18 protein-coding genes and 1 tRNA gene are annotated in these 18,965 nt (G+C 62.6%); 6 read left to right on the top strand and 13 right to left on the bottom strand.

From position 1 onward, the window contains the following. Positions 1-115: 115 nt before the first annotated feature. The 10 genes from R8871_RS30115 to cysS all read right to left on the bottom strand — a co-directional run bounded on the left by R8871_RS30115 (position 116) and on the right by cysS (position 11,189). Complete coding sequence (locus R8871_RS30115) at positions 116-1,546, bottom strand: cupin domain-containing protein (RefSeq protein ID WP_175053721.1); 1,431 nt, start codon at positions 1,544-1,546, stop codon at positions 116-118. A 98-nt stretch (positions 1,547-1,644) separates the two neighbouring features. Next, positions 1,645-2,607 carry a TauD/TfdA family dioxygenase gene (locus tag R8871_RS30110; RefSeq protein WP_246287849.1) on the bottom strand — a complete coding sequence of 321 codons (963 nt, stop codon included), beginning with the start codon at positions 2,605-2,607 and terminating at the stop codon, positions 1,645-1,647. Continuing rightward, positions 2,595-3,353 (bottom strand): thioesterase II family protein, encoded by a 759-nt coding sequence (locus R8871_RS30105; protein ID WP_175053720.1) that lies wholly within the window; start codon positions 3,351-3,353, stop codon positions 2,595-2,597. Before R8871_RS30105 ends, R8871_RS30110 begins: the two co-directional genes overlap by 13 nt. A 21-nt stretch (positions 3,354-3,374) precedes the next feature. Continuing rightward, positions 3,375-3,617 (bottom strand): MbtH family protein, encoded by a 243-nt coding sequence (locus R8871_RS30100; protein ID WP_175053719.1) that lies wholly within the window; start codon positions 3,615-3,617, stop codon positions 3,375-3,377. A 478-nt stretch (positions 3,618-4,095) separates the two neighbouring features. Beyond that, a tRNA-Ser gene (locus tag R8871_RS30095) sits at positions 4,096-4,189 on the bottom strand. A gap of 254 nt (positions 4,190-4,443) precedes the next feature. Then, on the bottom strand, positions 4,444-5,694 hold the full coding sequence (locus R8871_RS30090) for an aspartate kinase (RefSeq protein WP_175053718.1): 1,251 nt from the start codon (positions 5,692-5,694) through the stop codon (positions 4,444-4,446). Between the two features lie 388 nt (positions 5,695-6,082). Further along, complete coding sequence (gene tilS, locus R8871_RS30085) at positions 6,083-7,531, bottom strand: tRNA lysidine(34) synthetase TilS (protein WP_175053717.1); 1,449 nt, start codon at positions 7,529-7,531, stop codon at positions 6,083-6,085. A 48-nt stretch (positions 7,532-7,579) separates the two neighbouring features. Further along, on the bottom strand, positions 7,580-8,551 hold the full coding sequence (locus R8871_RS30080; protein ID WP_007181378.1) for an acetyl-CoA carboxylase carboxyltransferase subunit alpha: 972 nt from the start codon (positions 8,549-8,551) through the stop codon (positions 7,580-7,582). A gap of 125 nt (positions 8,552-8,676) precedes the next feature. Further along, positions 8,677-9,744: a DNA-3-methyladenine glycosylase family protein gene (locus R8871_RS30075; protein ID WP_175053716.1), complete on the bottom strand. Its 1,068-nt coding sequence runs from the start codon at positions 9,742-9,744 to the stop codon at positions 8,677-8,679. Positions 9,745-9,791: 47 nt separating this feature from the next. Further along, positions 9,792-11,189, bottom strand: a complete 1,398-nt coding sequence (gene cysS / locus R8871_RS30070; RefSeq protein WP_175053715.1) for a cysteine--tRNA ligase — start codon at positions 11,187-11,189, stop codon at positions 9,792-9,794. A 278-nt stretch (positions 11,190-11,467) separates the two neighbouring features. Between cysS and R8871_RS30065 the strand changes: the two genes are divergently transcribed. From R8871_RS30065 to R8871_RS30050, 4 genes are all read left to right on the top strand, one after another. Further along, a complete protein-coding gene (locus R8871_RS30065; RefSeq protein WP_175053714.1) occupies positions 11,468-12,199 on the top strand; it encodes a tetratricopeptide repeat protein in 732 nt (243 codons plus the stop codon). Between the two features lie 49 nt (positions 12,200-12,248). Then, entirely contained in the window at positions 12,249-12,830 is a 582-nt protein-coding gene (locus R8871_RS30060) for a peptidylprolyl isomerase (protein ID WP_097389655.1), read from the top strand. Between the two features lie 142 nt (positions 12,831-12,972). Then, the gene (locus R8871_RS30055; RefSeq protein ID WP_074283023.1) at positions 12,973-13,467 is read left to right on the top strand and encodes a peptidylprolyl isomerase; all 495 of its coding nucleotides are present in this window, start codon (positions 12,973-12,975) and stop codon (positions 13,465-13,467) included. A gap of 47 nt (positions 13,468-13,514) precedes the next feature. Then, a complete protein-coding gene (locus tag R8871_RS30050) occupies positions 13,515-14,312 on the top strand; it encodes a UDP-2,3-diacylglucosamine diphosphatase (protein WP_175053713.1) in 798 nt (265 codons plus the stop codon). A 10-nt stretch (positions 14,313-14,322) separates the two neighbouring features. Here the strand turns inward: R8871_RS30050 and cysE are convergent, their stop codons facing one another. The 3 genes from cysE to R8871_RS30035 form a co-directional block, all read right to left on the bottom strand. Then, the gene (cysE, locus tag R8871_RS30045; RefSeq protein ID WP_175053712.1) at positions 14,323-15,153 is read right to left on the bottom strand and encodes a serine O-acetyltransferase; all 831 of its coding nucleotides are present in this window, start codon (positions 15,151-15,153) and stop codon (positions 14,323-14,325) included. A 182-nt stretch (positions 15,154-15,335) separates the two neighbouring features. Beyond that, the gene (locus R8871_RS30040) at positions 15,336-16,172 is read right to left on the bottom strand and encodes an RNA methyltransferase (protein WP_175053711.1); all 837 of its coding nucleotides are present in this window, start codon (positions 16,170-16,172) and stop codon (positions 15,336-15,338) included. Positions 16,173-16,326: 154 nt separating this feature from the next. Beyond that, complete coding sequence (locus tag R8871_RS30035) at positions 16,327-16,479, bottom strand: hypothetical protein (protein WP_175053710.1); 153 nt, start codon at positions 16,477-16,479, stop codon at positions 16,327-16,329. A 67-nt stretch (positions 16,480-16,546) separates the two neighbouring features. Between R8871_RS30035 and R8871_RS30030 the strand changes: the two genes are divergently transcribed. Beyond that, positions 16,547-17,350 (top strand): inositol monophosphatase family protein, encoded by an 804-nt coding sequence (locus R8871_RS30030; protein WP_175053709.1) that lies wholly within the window; start codon positions 16,547-16,549, stop codon positions 17,348-17,350. Between the two features lie 211 nt (positions 17,351-17,561). Beyond that, positions 17,562-18,860: a lysophospholipid transporter LplT gene (lplT, locus tag R8871_RS30025; RefSeq protein WP_175053708.1), complete on the top strand. Its 1,299-nt coding sequence runs from the start codon at positions 17,562-17,564 to the stop codon at positions 18,858-18,860. Positions 18,861-18,965 lie beyond the last annotated feature (105 nt).

Genomic DNA, 18,965 nt, shown 5'->3' with positions numbered 1-18,965 from the left:
TCGGCGTCCTTCTGCGGGACGCCTGAAATGCGTGAACTGCGCTAACTACTGCGTCGTCACTGCGATGTTGTCGCGGCGGCGTGGCGAGCCGCAGCGTGGTGAACTGCGCGATGGTTCAGCGTGCAGGCGCCGAATCGAGTTCGGCCGTCAGGGCCTGAACCCAGTCGTCGGGAATGATGGGCTGGTGATACGTGCACTCGCCCGACACGACGGTCGAGCCATGCAGACGCCCGTCGGGGATCAGCACCATGTCGCCGCGATTCATCTTGAGCTGCATGCCGACGTTGCCCCAGAAAAGCATCTCGCCTTCTTCGATCGTGACGAGACGGTGGTCGTTATGCACGTGTGTCGTCGAACACATTTCGTGCGGCTCGACGAACGTCTCGCGGTCGATGTTGGGACATTCGGCGTCGATACGCGTGCTGATCTGCCGCGCAAAACCGCAATAGCGGTCGATCGCGGACAGCCAGCGCAGTTGTTCGCCGAGATCCCAGCGACCGCGCCCGGCGAGTTTGTCGCCGGCGTCGAGGCCCTGCAGGGCCTGCGCGTAGGCCAGCGGCCCGTGATGCTCGGCGACATGGGCGAGCGCGCGCTCGGCACGCGACACCAGTTCGGCCTTGAGCGCACCGGCATCGGCCGGACGTTTGCCGGCGGGCTGCAGATGCACGCATGCACGTTCGAGCGCGAGCCCGAACGCGAGCCATTCCGCCTGCGCGGCGAAGGCCGCACCGGTGAACGCAAACGCGCTGGACGGACGGCGGCCCAGCGCGCTCAGCAGATTGCATTTCGCGGTGCTGGTCGGCAAATAGAACTGCCAGTACGCATGCTGCTGGCCGGTCACACCACAGGCCGCCGCGACGCGTTCGAGCAGGCCATCGTCCGGAAAGCCGCCGTGCAGAACGGGCTGCGCGTCGTGCGGCAGCGTGGCGAAGAAGCCGCTCGCGTTCGCTTGTGCAAGCGTGCGGCGCTTGGTCGGCGCGAGCGCCCAGCGCTGAACCATGATGAAGCGCAGGCCCTCTTCGAGGTAGTCGTTGCGCATCAGCCGCTCGAACACGCCGTTCCAGAACGACAGTTCTGCATCGACGATGCGGCCCAGCTGCTCGCCGGCCGCCGCGAGACCGCGCGACGGATCGGCATCGGCGCTCAGATAAGAAAACGCATAAGCCTCGAGAAACGGCGCAATCTGCGCGCCGAGTGTTCGAACGTCGTCGCGGTAAAAATCCGCGAAACGCTGCCAGTCTTCCGGCTCGCGGCCTTGCGGCGCGCGCAGCACGTCAAGCTCGTAGATCGACAGCAGCGTGCGGTTCGACGCGAGCGCCGGCAGGCGGCTCACGTTATCGGCGCGCACCGGCTTCATGAATTTGAGGAACTCGAAATCTTCCGGCCGCAACGGCCGCCGATGGAAGTCGTCGTTCAGTACGAGTTCCTCGACGCTCGCGCTGCGGAACGCGTGAGCCTGCGCGAACTGCTTGATCAGCGAGACATAGTGCGCGCTCTGGCCGGCGAATGGAGTGAAGTCAAACAGGGGTGGCAAAGCTTGCGTCATGATCGGAAAATCCTGTCAGTTGCTGGAACCGGGTTTGAAGAAAACGGCAACGGCAATGGGCAAACGTTGGCGTTTGCACGATGAAGTGTGAGCGCCCGTCATGCCGCCATCGCGACCAGCACGCGGCGCTTGCCTTCGAACGGCGCGCGTCCGTGCGACATCAATACGTTGTCGAGAATCAGCAGGTCGGCGGCATGCCAGTCGAATGACAAAGTAGTGTCGCGATACACGGCGCGAATCTCGTCGAGCATGTGTGGGTCGATCGGTGTGCCGTCGCCGAAATAGGTATTGCGCGGCAGCGAAGCCTCGTCGACGAGTTCGAGCAGCGCCTCGCGGGTGTCTTCGGGCAGATTCGTCACGTGGAAAAGATGCGCCTGGTTGAACCAGACGGTCTCGCCCGTGACGGGATGGCGCCACTCCGATTGACAGATCTGGCGCGTGCGCAACGCTTCGCCGTCGTCGAGCCATTCGAAGCCGATGTCGCGTGCGCGGCAGAAACGTTCGACAGCGGCGTGATCGTCGGTGCCGAATACCTGTTGCCATGGCACGTCGAGACCATTGCCGAAGTTGCGCACGTACATGATTTTCCGGTCGTCGAAGCGCCGCCGCAGCGACGCATCGAGCCGCCGATAAACTTCGCGGCTATCCGCAATCGGGGTCTGGCCGCGACGCGTGGCAGGGGTCTCGCAGTAGAACAGAATGCGTGCCGGCCACTGTGTCGTGTACGACTGTTCGTTGTGCTGCTCGATCCACTGGCTCGCCGGATACTCGGTCGACGAGAACACGGCCTTGTCGACATGGGTACGCGGCGAGGAGCCGAATTCGTAGGCCTCGAGCGGTTCACCAAGCAATGCGGCGACCCGCTGCAACCCGTCCGCCCCCAACGCATCGAAACCGCGCAGCAACACGCCGCCGGTGTCCAGCAGCGCAGGTGTCAGCGAAGGAATCAGCGCGTCGATCGACTCCCCTGGCCGCGCCTGAATCACACGCAGGCGTGAGCCGTTCTGCTCAATCAGCTCGCCACTTGCATGTGGCACGTCACGATTCATCAAAGCGTCCATGACTCACCTTCGACGGGTGCGCGCAATCGTATGCGTGCGGCGGACAGCTCGCCGAGCACGGCGTCGATCACGGCATGGGCAGATTGCTCAATGTAGAAATGGCCGCCCGGAAACATCCGGCGGCTGAAGGCCGCGCGCGTGACGTCGGCCCATGCGTCGAGCGCGTTCGGGTTTTGCGAGACCAGATCGCTCTGACCGCCAAATGCGCTCACGCTGCAATCGAGCGGTGCGCGATGCGGGTCCGCAACGTAAGTGCCGCAGAGGTCGAAATCAGTACGCAACGTGGGCAGCGCGAACTCCATGAAATCGCGATCTTCGAGCAGTTCGGCGGGCGTGCCGCCCAGCCGGCGCAACTCGTCGACCATTGCATCGGCGGCACAGTCGCGCCAGCGCGTATCGATTTCGCGCTGCGACGGCGCCGTGCAAGCCGATACGCCGAGCCACACCGGCGAACGCCCGCTTCTCTCGCGCAACCGATGCGCTAACTCGTAACCGGCCAGCGCACCCATGCTGTGGCCAAAGATCGCGATATCGGCGGATGCGGCCGCGCGCGGCAGCGCCTCGACAAGTGCATCGACAAGCGCCGGCCACGATTGGGCTGCGGGTGTCGAACGTCGATTGCCGTGCCCTGGCGGATCGATCGGGCATAGCGTGATCCATGACGGCATCCGCGCGGACCAACTGCGGTACATCGCGCAACTGCCGCCGGCATACGGCAGACAGACCAGCGTGATCGGTGTGGACATGGGTCGCTCACGCCTGTCGCGTTAGTGCTGAGCTGTTGTCGCACCCGCGGCACCGGCGACGTCGGCGTCCATCGCCTGGCGCAAGCTCAGCGGACGCATGTCGGTCCACACCTGATCGATCCAGGCGAGGCACTCCTCCTTCTTTCCCTGTTTGCCGGCGAGCCGCCAGCCTGCGGGCACGTCCTTGTAATCCGGCCAGATCGAATACTGCTCTTCGTGGTTGATTACAACGTTGAAGGTGGTGTTCTCATCGCCCCAGCTCATCTCGCGCTCCTTTTGCAAATGCGAATCATTATTATTCAACATTTTTCATACGAGGTGCAAATGAATTTTTCATTTCCTTATCGCGGGGAAGAGAATGCGCTGAAAAACCGTGAGCAATGCAGAACGCTTTGACATGCAAACTGCATCAATCGCCCGATAGATAAGGTATCGAGGCGATTCGGCATCCTTAACGTAGCTGACATAGCATGCAGTATCGAGCGTGATTACAGGGCGAAAATAGGGGCCGTTGCTTGTCTTCAGTCGCCGTGCGGCGGCGGCACAACGAACGGCTGAACGCGCCGGTATGGCCTCTGTCTCCGGCCTGCGCGAAGCCTATTGCGCAAAGGCGTTTGTGCTGCGGGAGTGAGTCGAAAGGATAGAAATCAGGTGCAGCAAGAGAGGAAAGAAACGGGAAGGACCGGAATGAGAAAAGCCCCGTAAGTCGCTAGACTTACGGGGCTTTCTTTACTCAAACTCCTGGCGGAGACGGAGGGATTCGAACCCTCGATCCAGGTTTTGGCCCAGATGCTCCCTTAGCAGGGGAGTGCCTTCGACCTCTCGGCCACGTCTCCCAAACTTTCGGTTGCGCAGGGAGTCAGCGCAACGAAGCCAAGATAATAGCGGGCCGAACCGCGAAGGTCAATGTCTACCGCACATTTTTTGTGCCAGTTTTGTCATCGACGACGCAATTAATTCACATGACCTGCGTCACATGACCTGCGTGACACGACCTACGTCACATTGGCGCGCACACGGCCATGCAAGGTCACGCAAAAAGACGAGGCGCTCCTGTTCGTCCAACTCTGCGCCCCGCCCCGCGCAGCAATTACGCCTGATCCAGTTCGAACGCCTTATGCAGCGCGCGCACGGCGAGCTCCATGTACTTCTCGTCGATCAGCACCGAAATCTTGATTTCGGAGGTCGAGATCATCTGGATGTTGATGCCCTCTTCCGACAGCGTGCGGAACATCGTGCTCGCGATACCCACGTGCGAACGCATGCCGACGCCGACCACCGAGACCTTCGACACCTTCGGATCGCCCAGCACCTGCTCAGCCTGAACGTGCCCCTTCACCTGGCCGGTGAGGATGTCCATGGCGCGCTGATAATCACCGCGGCCGACCGTGAACGTAAAGGCCGTTTTGCCTTCGACACTCTGGTTCTGGATGATCATGTCGACGTCGATATTCGCGTCCGCCACCGGGCCGAGAATCTGATATGCGATGCCCGGCTTGTCGGGCACACCCATCACGGCGATACGAGCTTCATCGCGCTGGAACGCGATGCCCGAGATGACTGCTTTTTCCATGGTCTCGTCTTCTTCAAAAGTAATCAGGGTGCCCGACTTCATTTCAGTGTCGAGCGGGATCAGCGGATCGGTCAGGCTCGACAGCACGCGCGTCTTCACCTGATATTTGCCGGCGAATTCCACCGAGCGGATCTGCAGCACCTTGGAACCCAGGCTTGCCATTTCCAGCATTTCTTCAAACGTCACGCGATCGAGGCGGCGTGCTTCTTCCACCACGCGCGGATCGGTCGTGTAGACGCCGTCGACGTCCGTGTAGATCAGGCACTCGTCGGCCTTCAATGCGGCAGCGACTGCAACAGCCGATGTATCCGAACCGCCGCGGCCGAGCGTGGTGATGTGGCCGTCAGGGTCGATACCCTGGAAACCCGTGATCACCACCACTTTGCCCGCTTCGAGATCGCGCAGCACGCGCTCGCCGTCGATTTCGCTGATGCGCGCTTTCGTGAATGCGCTATCCGTTTTGACCGGCACTTGCCAGCCGGCATAGCTGACCGCGTCGACGCCGGCTTCCTGCAGCGCGATGGCGAGCAGCCCCGAGCTGACCTGCTCGCCGGTAGCGGCAATCATGTCGAGTTCGCGCGGGCTCGGCTGGCTTGTGATTTCTTTCGCGAGGCCGAGCAAGCGGTTGGTTTCGCCGGACATTGCCGACGGCACGACGACCATCTTGTGGCCGGCCTTGTGCCATTTCGCGACGCGCCTGGCGACGTTCTTGATGCGCTCGACCGAGCCCATCGAGGTGCCGCCGTATTTATGTACGATGAGTGCCATTGTCGTTCTGAACTGAAGGAGAAAACGCGCTGGCGCGCTGGAGACGACCGCACAAAAGCACAGGAGCGCAACGTCTTGTGAACGACGGCAAAGTGTGTGGCGGCGTAGATGCAGCGCGCGTGTAACACGCGCGGATTTGCCCGGGAATGATCGCTAGTGGCTTACCGGAAACGACGGATCACGCACGGAAACCGCAAAAGCGACGGCGAAATCGGGTCGGGCAAACAAGTTAAATTACCCGATCGGGCGCAAAAAGACAAGCCGAAATGCCCGTCGAATGGTCCCTATTCGCGGCTGAAAAGGCTTATCCGGTGTGGTTTTGCGCCCTGCTTTCGCGCCCTGCTCCGGGGATTCGCCGAATAGGTAAGTCGTGTGTCCGACCGGCCGGTCAGGCGATCAGCAGATCGTCACGCCAGATGATCCGGACGCGCTGGCCGGCCGCATCGATCTGCTCGGGCAACGCCGCGCGGTTCAGGCCGAGCAAGGGCACGAACAGCAAATCGTCGCCGACGTAAAGCAGCGGCACATCGCGCTTCCATGCCGGAATACCACGCTCCTGGAACAGGTTTTTCAGCGTGCGGCTCGGGCTGCTTTGCGCAGCGCTGGTACGCATCCGTTCGCCGCCGCTGCGCGAACGTGCGCTTAGCAATGCCCTGCGTAGCACGCTGACCGGAAGCGTATCGGGATCGTCCGACGCTGAATCGACATTGGAAGCGACGGCGACAAACACAAAAGTGCCGCGCCATTGCGGCAAACGCCAGATCGATTCACCCTGCCACGCGAGTTCGCTCACGGCGCGCTCAGCGAGCGCGGTTTCGTCAGCGGGGTCACTGCTATCGCCCGCCTCCCAGTAGATCAGACCGCGATAACTACGCAACGCCTGCCCTGCATGATCGATACGCAGGCTATGGCCTTCTCCGGCTTCCCCGACTTCGCGCAACTGCCGCAAAGCGTCGGTGAGACGCGCCGTCGATGCCGCAACGAGACCCAACGTGCGCATCCAGTAGCGCAGCAGGTTGAGCGCGCGATCGTCGTCGAGGGCGAGCAGCGCGTCATGGGATAGCGCACGGCCGTCATCGCGTACGGCTTCATTCAGATCGATGCGCGCGAGATCGTCGAGCAGACGCTGCGCCGATGCCGCATGCGCGGCCGTGCGCGCGAGCGCGTCGCGAAAGCCAGGAAAGTGGACGGCCAACGCCGGTGTCACCTCGTGACGCAATGCGTTGCGCGCGTAACGTGTGTCCGCGTTCGATTCGTCGTCGATCCAGCGCAGATCCCGGCCGCTCGCATACTGCTCGAGCTGCGCACGCAACAGATGCAGCAAGGGCCTCACTCGCACCGCGGAGGCGCCTGCCGGCAAGTACTCCGGCGCCATCGCCGCAAGTCCCGCGAGGCCTGCGCCGCGCAGCAGTTGCAGCAGCACCGTCTCTGCCTGGTCGTCCGCATGTTGCGCGAGCCATAGCGTGCGAACAGCGCGTGTTGCGCACATGGCGTCCAGTGCACGGTAACGCGCATCGCGCGCCGCGGCCTCGACACTCACACCCGCGTCACGCGGCACGTCGACACGCTGTGCCGCGAATTCAACGCCACGTTCCTGTGCAAAGGCTTCGCAATGCGCGAGCCACTCGTCGGCATGCGCACTGAGTCCATGATGCACATGCAGTGCAACGCAACGCGACGCGCCTGCGACACGCACCACCGCATCGAGTAGCACGCTCGAATCGACGCCACCACTGAACGCGACTGCAATGCGCGCATGCGCAGGCAACGCGGACAGCGCAACGCCGACCGCCTCGAGAACGAGGCGGTCGGCGTGCGAATCGGCGGTGGGAGTCACGTCGCTAGCGCTTTGCGCGCTGAAGGACGAAAGAAAACGCGCGCGGGCTTACGCACCCGGCGTCGTTTCCTTGAACTTGCCGTACGACATCAACCGTTCGAAACGGCGTTGACGCAGGTCGTTGATGCTCATGCCCTGGAACTGGCGCAGCGAATCGGCGAGCGCACGGCGCAACATCGCGGCCATGCCCTTCGGATCGCGATGCGCGCCGCCCAGCGGCTCGTTGACGATCTTGTCGATCAGGCCGAGCGCCTTGAGACGATGCGCGGTCAGGCCAAGCGCTTCCGCGGCTTCCGGCGCTTTCGCGGCGCTCTTCCACAGGATCGACGCGCACCCTTCCGGCGAAATCACCGAATAGGTCGAGAACTGCAGCATCAGCACGCTGTCGCCGACGGCAATCGCGAGCGCGCCGCCCGAACCGCCTTCACCGATGATCGTGGCGATCAGCGGCGTCTTGAGTTCAGCCATCACGTACAGATTGCGGCCGATCGCTTCCGACTGGCCACGCTCTTCCGCGCCGATGCCCGGGTAGGCGCCCGGCGTATCGATGAACGTGAAGATCGGCAAGCCGAACTTCTCGGCGAGACGCATCAGCCGTTCGGCCTTGCGATAGCCTTCCGGACGCGGCATGCCGAAGTTGCGCAGCGCGCGCTCCTTCGTGTCACGACCTTTCTGATGGCCAATCACCATGCAAGCCTGGCCGTTGAAGCGCGCGAGGCCGCCGACGATCGACAGGTCGTCCGCATAGTTGCGGTCGCCGTGCAGTTCGTGGAAATCGGTGAACAGCTCGTTCACGTAATCGAACGTGTACGGGCGCTGGGGATGTCGGGCAATTTGCGAAACCTGCCATGGGGTGAGGTTCGCGTACAGATCTTTGGTGAGCTGTTGACTCTTCTTGGACAGCCGCTCGATCTCTTCCGAAATATCGACGGCCGAATCGTCCTGCACGAAGCGCAATTCTTCGATCTTCGCTTCGAGTTCAGCGATCGGCTGTTCGAAATCCAGAAAGGTGGTCTTCATTGGTTGTAATCCTTGGACTTACCGGCAGCGCGTATTCTAACCGCGCTCGCCGATGTCAAAACCATCTCGCAACTATCAAATTTCAACAATCGATAGTTTTTTTAAACGGATCGCTTTCTTTTGCTTTAGTAGTCGACCGGCAACGGATCGAGACTACGCCACATATACCAGGTGGCGACAGTGCGCCACGGCTCCCAGTTTGCCGCGACCTCACGCGCTTCGCTGCGTGTAACCGGTTCGCCGCTGAAGTAATTGACGCTGATCGCGCGGATCAAGCCAAGATCGTCGAGCGGCAGCACATCCGGGCGCGACAGGTTGAAGATCAGGAACATCTCCGCGGTCCAGCGGCCAATGCCGCGGATCTGCGTGAGTTCGGCAATCACCGCCTCGTCGTCCATCGAGGTCCACTTGCCGACGTGCAACGCGCCCGACACGAAATGCTGTGCGAGATCGAGCACGTATTCGGCCTTGCGCTTGGACAGCCCGCACGCGGTCAGTTTGTCCTGACCGAGCTTGATGAACTGCTGCGGCACGAGCTTCGGGCACGCTGCCTCGACTTTCGCCCAGACCGCCTGCGCGGAAGCCACCGAAATCTGCTGCCCGACCACCGAACGCGCGAGCGTGACGAACGGATCGCCACGGCTTAGCAGATGCACCGGACCGAACTTCGGAATCAGTTTCTTCAGGATACGGTCGCGCTTGACGAGGTCCGCACACGCCTTGTCCCAATACGCCGGACGGGTGACTTCAGGCGTGAGGCCGCCGATCTGCACCGGCACCGCGAGTTCAGCAACATCCGCTGATTCGCCGCCCGCACCTGATGACGCACGCGTCTTGCGTACGACTTCGCCTTCGTGTCCTTCGTGTGTGACGCGCGTGAGTTCCTGCACGTCGCCGGCGAGTTCAGCAGGCAGCGCGCCATTGCTTTTTGCACGCGCAGTTTTGGCGCGTGTCGAAACAGGCGCATGCGCCGACGCGCCGTTCAATGCGCGCTTGACAGTAGCCTTCTTCGCGGCCCCGGTCGTTGCCGCTGCGCGCACGCCAGCCTTCGCCGCCGCCCCGGCGGCTTTCGATGCTGCATTCTTTACCGCGCTGCCGCCCGCACGAGTCGACGTTCGTGTCGACTTTACCGCGGTTGCAGCGTTTGTTTGAGACGTGGCTCGTTTAGCCGGCGTCTTCGTGGCCGTTGCCATCCTGCCTCCTGCCTGGCGAGTCGATCAGAGGGAAGTACGAGGTGCGCTCACACGCGCCGCCACTCGGTCAACCCGCCGGGTTTGTCTTCAAGTGCAACGCCGGCCTCGAGCAATTCGGCCCGGATCCGGTCTGCTGCTGCATAGTCTTTCGCCTGCTTGGCGGCCACGCGCGCGGCGATCTTCGCTTCGATCGCGGCGGCGTCGAGCGCACCCTCCGCGGCGGCGCCCGCAGCCTGCTGCAGGTATGCACGCGGCTCCCGGCCGAGCAAGCCGATCACAGCGCCCAGCGAGCGCAATTGACGGGCCAGCGCGGGGTCGCGCGTGCGGTTCACTTCAGTTGCCAACTCGAACAACACCGACACTGCAACCGGCGTGTTGAAGTCGTCATTCATTGCTGCCTGGAAACGCTGCGCATGCGCTTCGTTCCAGTCGAGCTCCGCGCCGTCCGGCGTTACGTCTTTCAGCGCGGTGTACAAACGCGTCAGCGCATTGCGGGCGTCGTCGATATGCACGTCGCTGTAATTCAACGGCGAGCGATAGTGCGCGCGTGCGATGAAAAAACGCACGACCTCGGCATCGTACTGCGCCAATACTTCGCGGATCGTAAAGAAATTGTTCAACGACTTCGACATCTTCTCATTGTCGATCTGTACGTAGCCGTTGTGCATCCAGTAATTGACGAAGGTTTGTCCGGTCGCAGCTTCGCTCTGCGCAATCTCGTTCTCGTGGTGCGGAAACTGCAGGTCCTGACCGCCGCCGTGAATGTCGAAATGCTCGCCGAGCAACGTGCAGCCCATTGCCGAGCATTCGATATGCCAGCCGGGGCGGCCGCGCCCGTACTTCGACTCCCAGCCGGTGTCGGCCGGTTCGTCGGGCTTCGCCTGCTTCCACAACACGAAATCGAGCGGGTCCTGCTTCGCGTCGTTCGCGGCGACGCGTTCGCCCGCGCGCAGATCTTCGAGCGACTTGCCCGACAGCTTGCCGTAGCCCACGAACTTGCGCACCGCGTAGTTCACGTCGCCGTCGCCCGCCTGATAGGCGTAACCGTTCGCCTCGAGCTTCTCGATCATGCCGAGCATCTGCGGGATGAAATCGGTGGCGCGCGGTTCCAGATCGGGCCGCTCGATGCCGAGCGCGTCCGCGTCTTCATGCAAGGCCTTGATGAAGCGGTCGGTCAACGATTTGATCGTTTCGCCGTTTTCCACTGCGCGCCGGATGATCTTGTCGTCGATATCCGTGATGTTGCGCACGTAGGTGACGTCGTAGCCGAGCGTGCGCAACCACCGCTGCACGATGTCGAACACGACCATCACCCGTGCATGACCGACGTGACAATAGTCGTACACGGTCATCCCGCAGACGTACATCCGCACGACGCCATCTTGCAGCGGCACGAAAGTTTGCTTGTCACGCGCGAGCGTGTTGTAGATGCGCAGTGATTCCATAGAGAACGGTGCGTGGGCCGAAAGAAATCCGCAATGTGTTCGTGCTGTTTCGTGCATGATGCGCCCCGCGAAAAGACGGCGGGTGCGTTGTGTACTGCCGCTTTGCACTACCTTTGCACTACAACACGCACAGCAGCAAACCGGTGCACCTGGTGCGGCGGTCAGGCTGCGTTCAAGGCGGAGACGACCACGAGTGGCGAAAAGACAGTTTGCGGTTCGACGGAACGCGCAGACCTTTTGTTAGAATGGGTCGGAGTATAACATCCAGACCCGAGCCTATGAAACCTTCCAGCGGCCGCGCGCGCAGCGCTGCGACCCTCGCCGCGACGGCATTCTGCGCCGTCGCCCTCACGGTCCTGCCGGGTGCTGCCGCGTACGCGCAGAAAGGCGCCGCGACCATGCCGCAGGGTCCCGCCGTGCGTGACAACACGCCGGAAATCGACGCGTCGATTGCGCAGAAGAACTGGGAAGCCTCGCTCACCCAGCTCGACGCGCGCATCGCCTCGAATCCGCATGACGCGCAGGCAAAGTTCAAGCGCGCCACGGTGCTGGCCCACCTGAATCGCGACGACGAAGCCATCACCGCGTTCACCGAACTCACGCAGCTGTACCCGGAACTGCCCGAACCGTATAACAACCTGGCCGCGCTTTATGCGAAGCACGGCCGTTATGCCGAGGCACGCGCCGCGCTCGAAACCGCGACCAAGGTGAATCCGGCCTACGGTCTCGCGTACGAGAATCTGGGCGATCTGTATCTGCGCATGGCCGACGCGGCTTACCGTCGCGCGCAAGGCCTCGGCAAAGCGAGCGCCACCACCACGCAGCGCATCGCCGACATCCAGAAGATCGTTTCGCCGCCCAGGAGCACGGGGCCGGCGAAAAAAGCCGCGGCACCTGTCGAGGCCAGCGCCGCGCGCTCCTCCGCGGACATGACACAAACGCCGAGCTTCCAGTACGGCGGCGCAAACGGCTCGCTCGCCATGCCGCCCTACATGGCGCCGTCGCAATAACACCGGCACCGTCTTCGGCAACACGTTTTTTCCAACCCTGAGGATCTTCATGAAATGGTTGATGTTGGCGCTCGGCAGCGCCGCCCTGATCGCAAACGCCCCCGCCTTTGCCCAGTCCGGTTCGCAGGCCGCGCATCCGTCCGTCCTCTTCAAGACCACGGAAGGCGACATCCGCGTCGAGTTGTATCCTGAGAAGGCACCGAAAACGGTTGCCAACTTCCTCGACTACGTGAAGTCCGGCCAGTACAGCGGCACGATTTTTCATCGCGTGATTCGCGGCTTCATGATTCAGGGCGGCGGTTATACGCAAAGCTTCGCTGAGAAGCCCACGCGCGCGCCGATTCCGCTCGAAAGCCGTAACGGTCTGAAGAACGCGGCCGGCACGCTCGCCATGGCGCGCACCAGCGATCCGAATTCGGCCACTGCGCAGTTCTTCATCAACACGGTGGATAACGCCGGCCTCGACTATCCGAATCCGGACGGCAACGGCTACGCGGTGTTCGGCAAGGTCACGAGCGGCATGGACGTCGTGAAGAAGATCGAAGGCACGGCCACCACCACACGCGGCCCGATGAGCGACGTGCCGCAAAAACCGATCGTGATCGAATCGGCCACGGTGGTCGGCAAGTAAGCAGGCAATAGAGCAGGAAGCAGCACAGGCACGCTGCACAGGAAGTCACTAAAATCTACGCCCCCGGCGCGGCCCGTCGTCATCTCACTTCATGACGAGCGGCCGCGCCTTTTACCCACCCCGTTCATCAAAGGATTCCATCATGGTTGAACTGCATACAAACCACGGCGTCATCAAACTCGAACTGGACGCTGAAAAGGCGCCGAAGTCGGTTGAGAACTTCCTCAACTACGTGAAGGCCGGCCACTACGACAACACGGTGTTCCACCGCGTGATCGACGGCTTCATGATCCAGGGCGGCGGTTTTGAACCCGGCATGAAGCAGAAGCCGACGGCAGAGCCGATCACCAACGAAGCGAACAACGGCCTGAAGAATGTCAACGGCTCGGTCGCGATGGCTCGCACGAACGACCCGCACTCGGCAACCGCGCAATTCTTCATCAACGTGAACGACAACGACTTCCTGAACCACTCGTCGCCGACGCCGCAGGGCTGGGGCTATGCAGTGTTCGGCAAGGTGGTCGACGGCATGGACATCGTCGAGAAGATCAAGAAGGTCAAGACGGGTTCGAAGGGCTTCCATCAGGACGTGCCGGCCGACGACGTCGTGATCGAAAAAGCTGTGATCGTCGACTAAGCGTCCGATCAGGGCCAACCCGTTTGAACTGATATCAGGCACCTTCAATGCTGCAAGAAACGCCGCTGCGAAGCGTCGCCGCGGGCGTGCCTGGCGAGGGCAAACGCCCGCACGCCGCACGCCCGTTTTTTTTCCTCTCCGATATTCATCTGAGCGAGGCGATTCCGCACACGGTCGCCGCGTTCGAACACTTCGTGCGCGTCACGGCCGAGCAGGCGGATTCGGTTTTCATTCTCGGCGATCTGTTCGAGTACTGGATCGGCGACGACATGCTCGTCGAGCCGTTCGTCGCGCGCATGGCGGCGTTGCTGCATACGTTGTCGGAACGCGGTATCGCGCTCTACATCATGCACGGCAATCGTGATTTTCTGCTCGGCAAGCGCTTCATGAAAGCGGCCGGCGCGATCTGGCTGCCCGACCCGTTCGTGATCACCGCATTCGGCACGCGGATCGTACTCGCGCATGGCGACGGCCTCTGCACCGCGGACCGCGGCTATCAATTTTTCCGGCGCTTTGCACGCAGCCGTTTGGCGCAGATGCTGTTTCTCGCGTGGCCGTTTCGCTGGCGTCAGGCGCTCGCGGAAAACATGCGCTCGAAAAGCCAGCAAGGCCGTTCGCGTCCGGTTTCGCCGAAGTATGACGTAACGCCGAAGGCCATCGCTGCGCTATTCAAGGTGTCGAAAACAGCCACGATCATTCATGGGCACACGCATCGTCCGGCGCTGCATCGTGAGCCGGGCGGCACGCGCTGGGTGTTGCCGGATTGGGATCTCGACCACGGCGAGCGCCGTGGCGGTTACCTGCGCATCGACGCGGAAGGGATTCGCGCGTTGCCGCTGAATTGACCAGCTTGACCTAGCGCTCCGCCACCGCCCCTTCCACCTTTCCTGCAATCGCGGCCGACAGGCGCCGCAGATCGAGCAGCGCCGCGTCGGCGCCTTGCAAACCTTCCAGACTGGTTCCCAGCCGCTCCAGCGCGTCGACGATTTCGTCGATACGCTTCGATTGCGTGGCAGCGTGGTCGATCAGGCCGTGAATCGCCAGCGATACTGGATCGTCCGCATTCGGCGTGATGCCGTAAGCGCAGAACCCGCTCTTTTCCGACGTGACTTTCGACTCACGCGACGCGCCATTTGCCGATGCGCTCGCCGCGGCTACCACGGCAGCCGCTGCCGGGACGATGATCCGCGCCGGATTACCCACCGCCGTGCCGCGCGCCGGCACCGGCTTCGTGACCACCGCATTCGAGCCGATTTTTGCGTCCGCGCCGATCGTAAAGCCGCCGAGCACCTTCGCCCCCGCGCCGACGATCACACCACGCTCAAGCGTAGGATGCCGCTTCGCTCCCCGCGTGAGCGACGTGCCGCCGAGGGTCACGCCCTGGTAGATCGTGCATTCGTCACCGACTTGCGCCGTCTCGCCAATCACGACGCCCATGCCGTGATCGATGAACACACGGCGGCCCAGCGTGGCGCCCGGATGGATTTCGATGCCGGTCATGAAGCGCGCCATCTGCGAGATGAAACGCGCGAGCCAGCGGCGTTTAGCTTGCCAGCAGGCGTGCGCGAGCCGGTGCAGCACGAGCGCGTGCAGACCCGGATAACACGTGAGGACTTCCCAGGCGCTGCGGGCGGCGGGATCGCGCTCGCGGATCGTGGCGATGTCTTCGCGGAGTCTCGTGAACATGGCAGGGACTATGTTGTGGGGGAAAGGACCGCCTGCGCGAAACACCACGCACGGCGGATGCTTGCCGCATAGCAGATCGGCAGCTTTGCTTAGAACGTTTCGAGCGATTGTAGGGCGATTGCGCGAAACCTGCCGGAAGCCCACGCTGCCGGCAAGGTCGTAGATTGATGGGCAGGGAGCCCTTAAGACGCGTCGCCGCCGGGCGGCCTGGTCTTCAGCAGAATATGTTTGGCGATGCCGCGCACGATATTCACTTCCTCGCGCTCCAGACCGGAACGTGCGAACAGGCGCCGCAAGCGGGACATCAATTTCTTCGGATTGGCCGGATCGAGAAACTCGAGCGCGACCAGCGCGCTCTCCAGATGCGCGTACATGCTTTCGATCTCGTCGCTTGCCGCCCGCGCGCCGACCGGCTCGCCCTGCCCGGCCGCCGCCTGAGCCACCGCGGAGGCCGCAGCCCCTGCTTCGTCCGAGGACAGGTACGTCGTGCGCAATTCATACGCCAACACCTGCACGGCCTGTGCAAGATTGAGCGAACTGTAGGCAGGATTGGCCGGAATATGCGCGAGCGCGCTGCAACGCTCAACGTCTTCGTTCGACAGGCCCGTGCGCTCGTTGCCGAACACCAGCGCGATCTCGCCATGTAGCGCCTGCTCACGCGCGGCGCCGGCCGCGGCACGCGGCGTCCATTGAGGCGGCCCGTATTCGCGCAGCCGGGCGGTCAGCGCAATCGACCAATGCACGCCATTCAGCGCATCGGCAAGCGTCGGTACGACGTGCGCTGACGCCAGCACGTCGTCAGCGCCGCTCGCCATGGCGATGGCTTCCGGATCGCTTTGCACGTGCGGCACACGCGGCGACACCAGCACGAGGCGCGAGAAACCCATGGTTTTCAGCGCGCGCGCCGCCGCGCCGACGTTACCGGGATGGCTGGGCTCGACGAGCACGAAGCGCGTCGACGTAAAACCGCCGCGCAGGTCCGCCACGGCGGGATCGGAAGAATGGTGGGTGTGGTCCACGATGAAACTCGACAAGCTAAAGAACGCGTATGGTAGCGCCAAGTAGCGCCAACGCTGCATCGACTCCGAAATACGCGTGTGCGCCGCGCCAGAACCGCGCCGTCGGACCGTTGCACGACATACCGGGCAGCAAGCGCTGCCGCGGCGCCCGGACTCAGGTAAAATACCAATATTCGCGCCCGGTTTTCTCCTGTGAAAGCTCCGGCGCCTCGTTCTTATCCAATTCGTCTCCGTCGGCGGAATGCGCACCCGGTTCGTTACCGGACGTGCGTTCCGTGCTGTTTCCGCGCCCTTTGATGGCGCTCAATTAGCGCTCATCCCGCGCTCATTTACCGGTAAGCAGCCGTGCTGCCCCGGCACAAGGATCCAGTCTCATGCATCCCATGCTCAATATCGCTGTGAAGGCCGCGCGCCGCGCAGCCCAGATCATCAACCGCGCGTCGCTCGACCTCGATCTGCTCCAGGTCAGCAAGAAACAGCACAACGATTTCGTCACGGAGGTCGACAAAGCGTCTGAAGCGGCGATCATCGACACGCTCAAGACAGCCTACCCCGATCACGCCATCCTCGCCGAAGAATCCGGCAAGTCGGACAACGAATCCGAATATCAGTGGATCATCGATCCGCTCGACGGCACCACCAATTTCATCCACGGCTTCCCGTACTACTGCGTGTCGATCGCGCTTGCCCACAAGGGCATCGTGACGCAGGCCGTGGTCTACGATCCGACCCGCAACGACCTGTTCACCGCCTCGCGCGGCCGCGGTGCGTTCCTGAACGACCGCCGCATTCGCGTCGCCAAGCGCGACCGCCTGGCTGACGGCCTGATCGGCACCGGCTTCCCGTTCCGCGAAAAGGACGGCCTCGAAGCGTACGGCCGCCAGTTCGCTGAAATGACCGAAGCCTGTGCCGGCCTGCGCCGTCCGGGCGCTGCCGCGCTCGATCTGGCCAACGTTGCCGCGGGCCGTATGGACGGTTTCTTCGAGCAAGGCCTGAATCCGTGGGACGTCGCCGCGGGCAGCCTGCTGATCACGGAAGCCGGCGGTCTGGTGGGTAATTACACGGGCGACTCGGACTTCCTGCACGTCGGCGAAATCGTCGCGGGCAATCCGAAGGTCTACGCGCAGATGATCCCGATCCTGTCGCGCTACAGCCGCACGCGCCAGCAGTCGGCTTAAGGCTCAGGTCTGGACTGGCCGGCCTGGCGCCGGCATCGGTAATACGCAAAGCGGCTTCGGCCGCTTTTTCGTTGGCTCGCCTGCATCCGGCAGGCGTTCGTGCTACAAAGCGGGATGCCGCGCCGGCACGTTCGATCGCCGGTTGCGTTTTGCGCGCTTCTTGCAGCGCCCTGCTTCGCGTCAGATTTGCGCGCAGCTTCCGATCCGCTTCATGAAAAAAGGCTTCTACACAATCATCGCGGCGCAGTTCGTTTCGTCGCTCGCGGACAATGCCCTGCTGATCGCCGCCATCGCCCTGCTATCGGTGATCCGTTCGGCCGCCTGGGTCACGCCGCTGCTGCAGATTTTCTTCACCGTCTCCTACGTGTTGCTCGCCCCCTTCGTCGGCGCGTTCGCCGACGCGATGCAAAAGCGCCACGTGATGTTTATCTCCAACGCGCTCAAGGCGAGCGGTTGCCTGATGATGATCGCCGGCGTCCATCCGATGATTGCGTATGGCGTGGTCGGCTTTGGCGCGGCCGCGTATTCGCCGGCCAAGTACGGCATTCTCACCGAACTCCTGCCCGCAGAAAAACTCGTCAAGGCGAACGCGTGGCTCGAATCGGCCACCGTCCTGTCGACCATTGTCGGCACGATGGTCGGCGGTGCGCTGATCAGCACGCTCGCCGACCGGTTCGTCGCGCATGCGCATCTGCCGCTGATCCGCTCTTCCGCCGATCTCGCGATGTTCGCGGTGATGGTTACGTATGCCATCGCGGCGGCGATCAACATCTTCATTCCCGATACCGGCGCGCGTTATCCGAACCGTTTGAACGAGCCGAAGAAACTGGTCGGCGACTTCTATCATTGCTTCAACGTGTTGTGGGCCGACAAGCTCGCGCAAATCGCGCTGTGGGTCACGACGCTGATGTGGGGCGGCGCGGTCACGCTGCAATTGCTGGTGCTCAAATGGGCCAACGTGAACCTTGGCCTGTCGCTCTCGAAGGCGGCCGTGATGCAAGGCGTGACAGGGCTTGGCATCGCCGTCGGCGCGGCTGCCGCGGCGGCGTTGATTCCATTGCGCAACTCGCTGCGCGTGCTGCCGATCGGCATTCTCACCGGCGCGGTCGCGATCGCCGTGGCGTTCTACAACCGGGACCTGTTTCCGGCGGGCGCCGGCATCCGTATCGGCTCGTACGTGCTGCCGATCTATATCCTGCTCGCCTATCCGCTGATGATCCTGCTCGGCGCGCTGTCCGGCTTTTTTATCGTGCCGATGAACGCGATCCTCCAGCATCGTGGCGCGACCTTGCTCTCCGCAGGGCATTCGATCGCGGTGCAAAATTTCAACCAGAATCTGGCCGTGCTGCTGATGCTCGGGGCCTACGCGATACTGCTCACCGCGAAGATGCCGGCGCAATGGATCATTGTCGTATTCGGCAGTTTCATCACGTTCATGATGTGGCTCGCAAAGCGGCGCAGCGCCGTGAACGAGCGCACGGTGGATATGCGCGCGCTCGTTGAAGAATGATGGCATGGCGAGAATCGCCCGGCTGGCGCGAGAATCTGTCTTGCTACAGATAAATTGCGTAACGCCTGGCCGTCCGGCCAGGGTCCGCTCGCCCCGCTGGCGGGT

The organism is Paraburkholderia sediminicola, from assembly GCF_902859805.1.
Classification (GTDB): domain Bacteria; phylum Pseudomonadota; class Gammaproteobacteria; order Burkholderiales; family Burkholderiaceae; genus Paraburkholderia; species Paraburkholderia sediminicola.
Note: the sequence above shows the minus strand (reverse complement) of the source record. Positions and strands in the feature narration are given on the sequence as shown.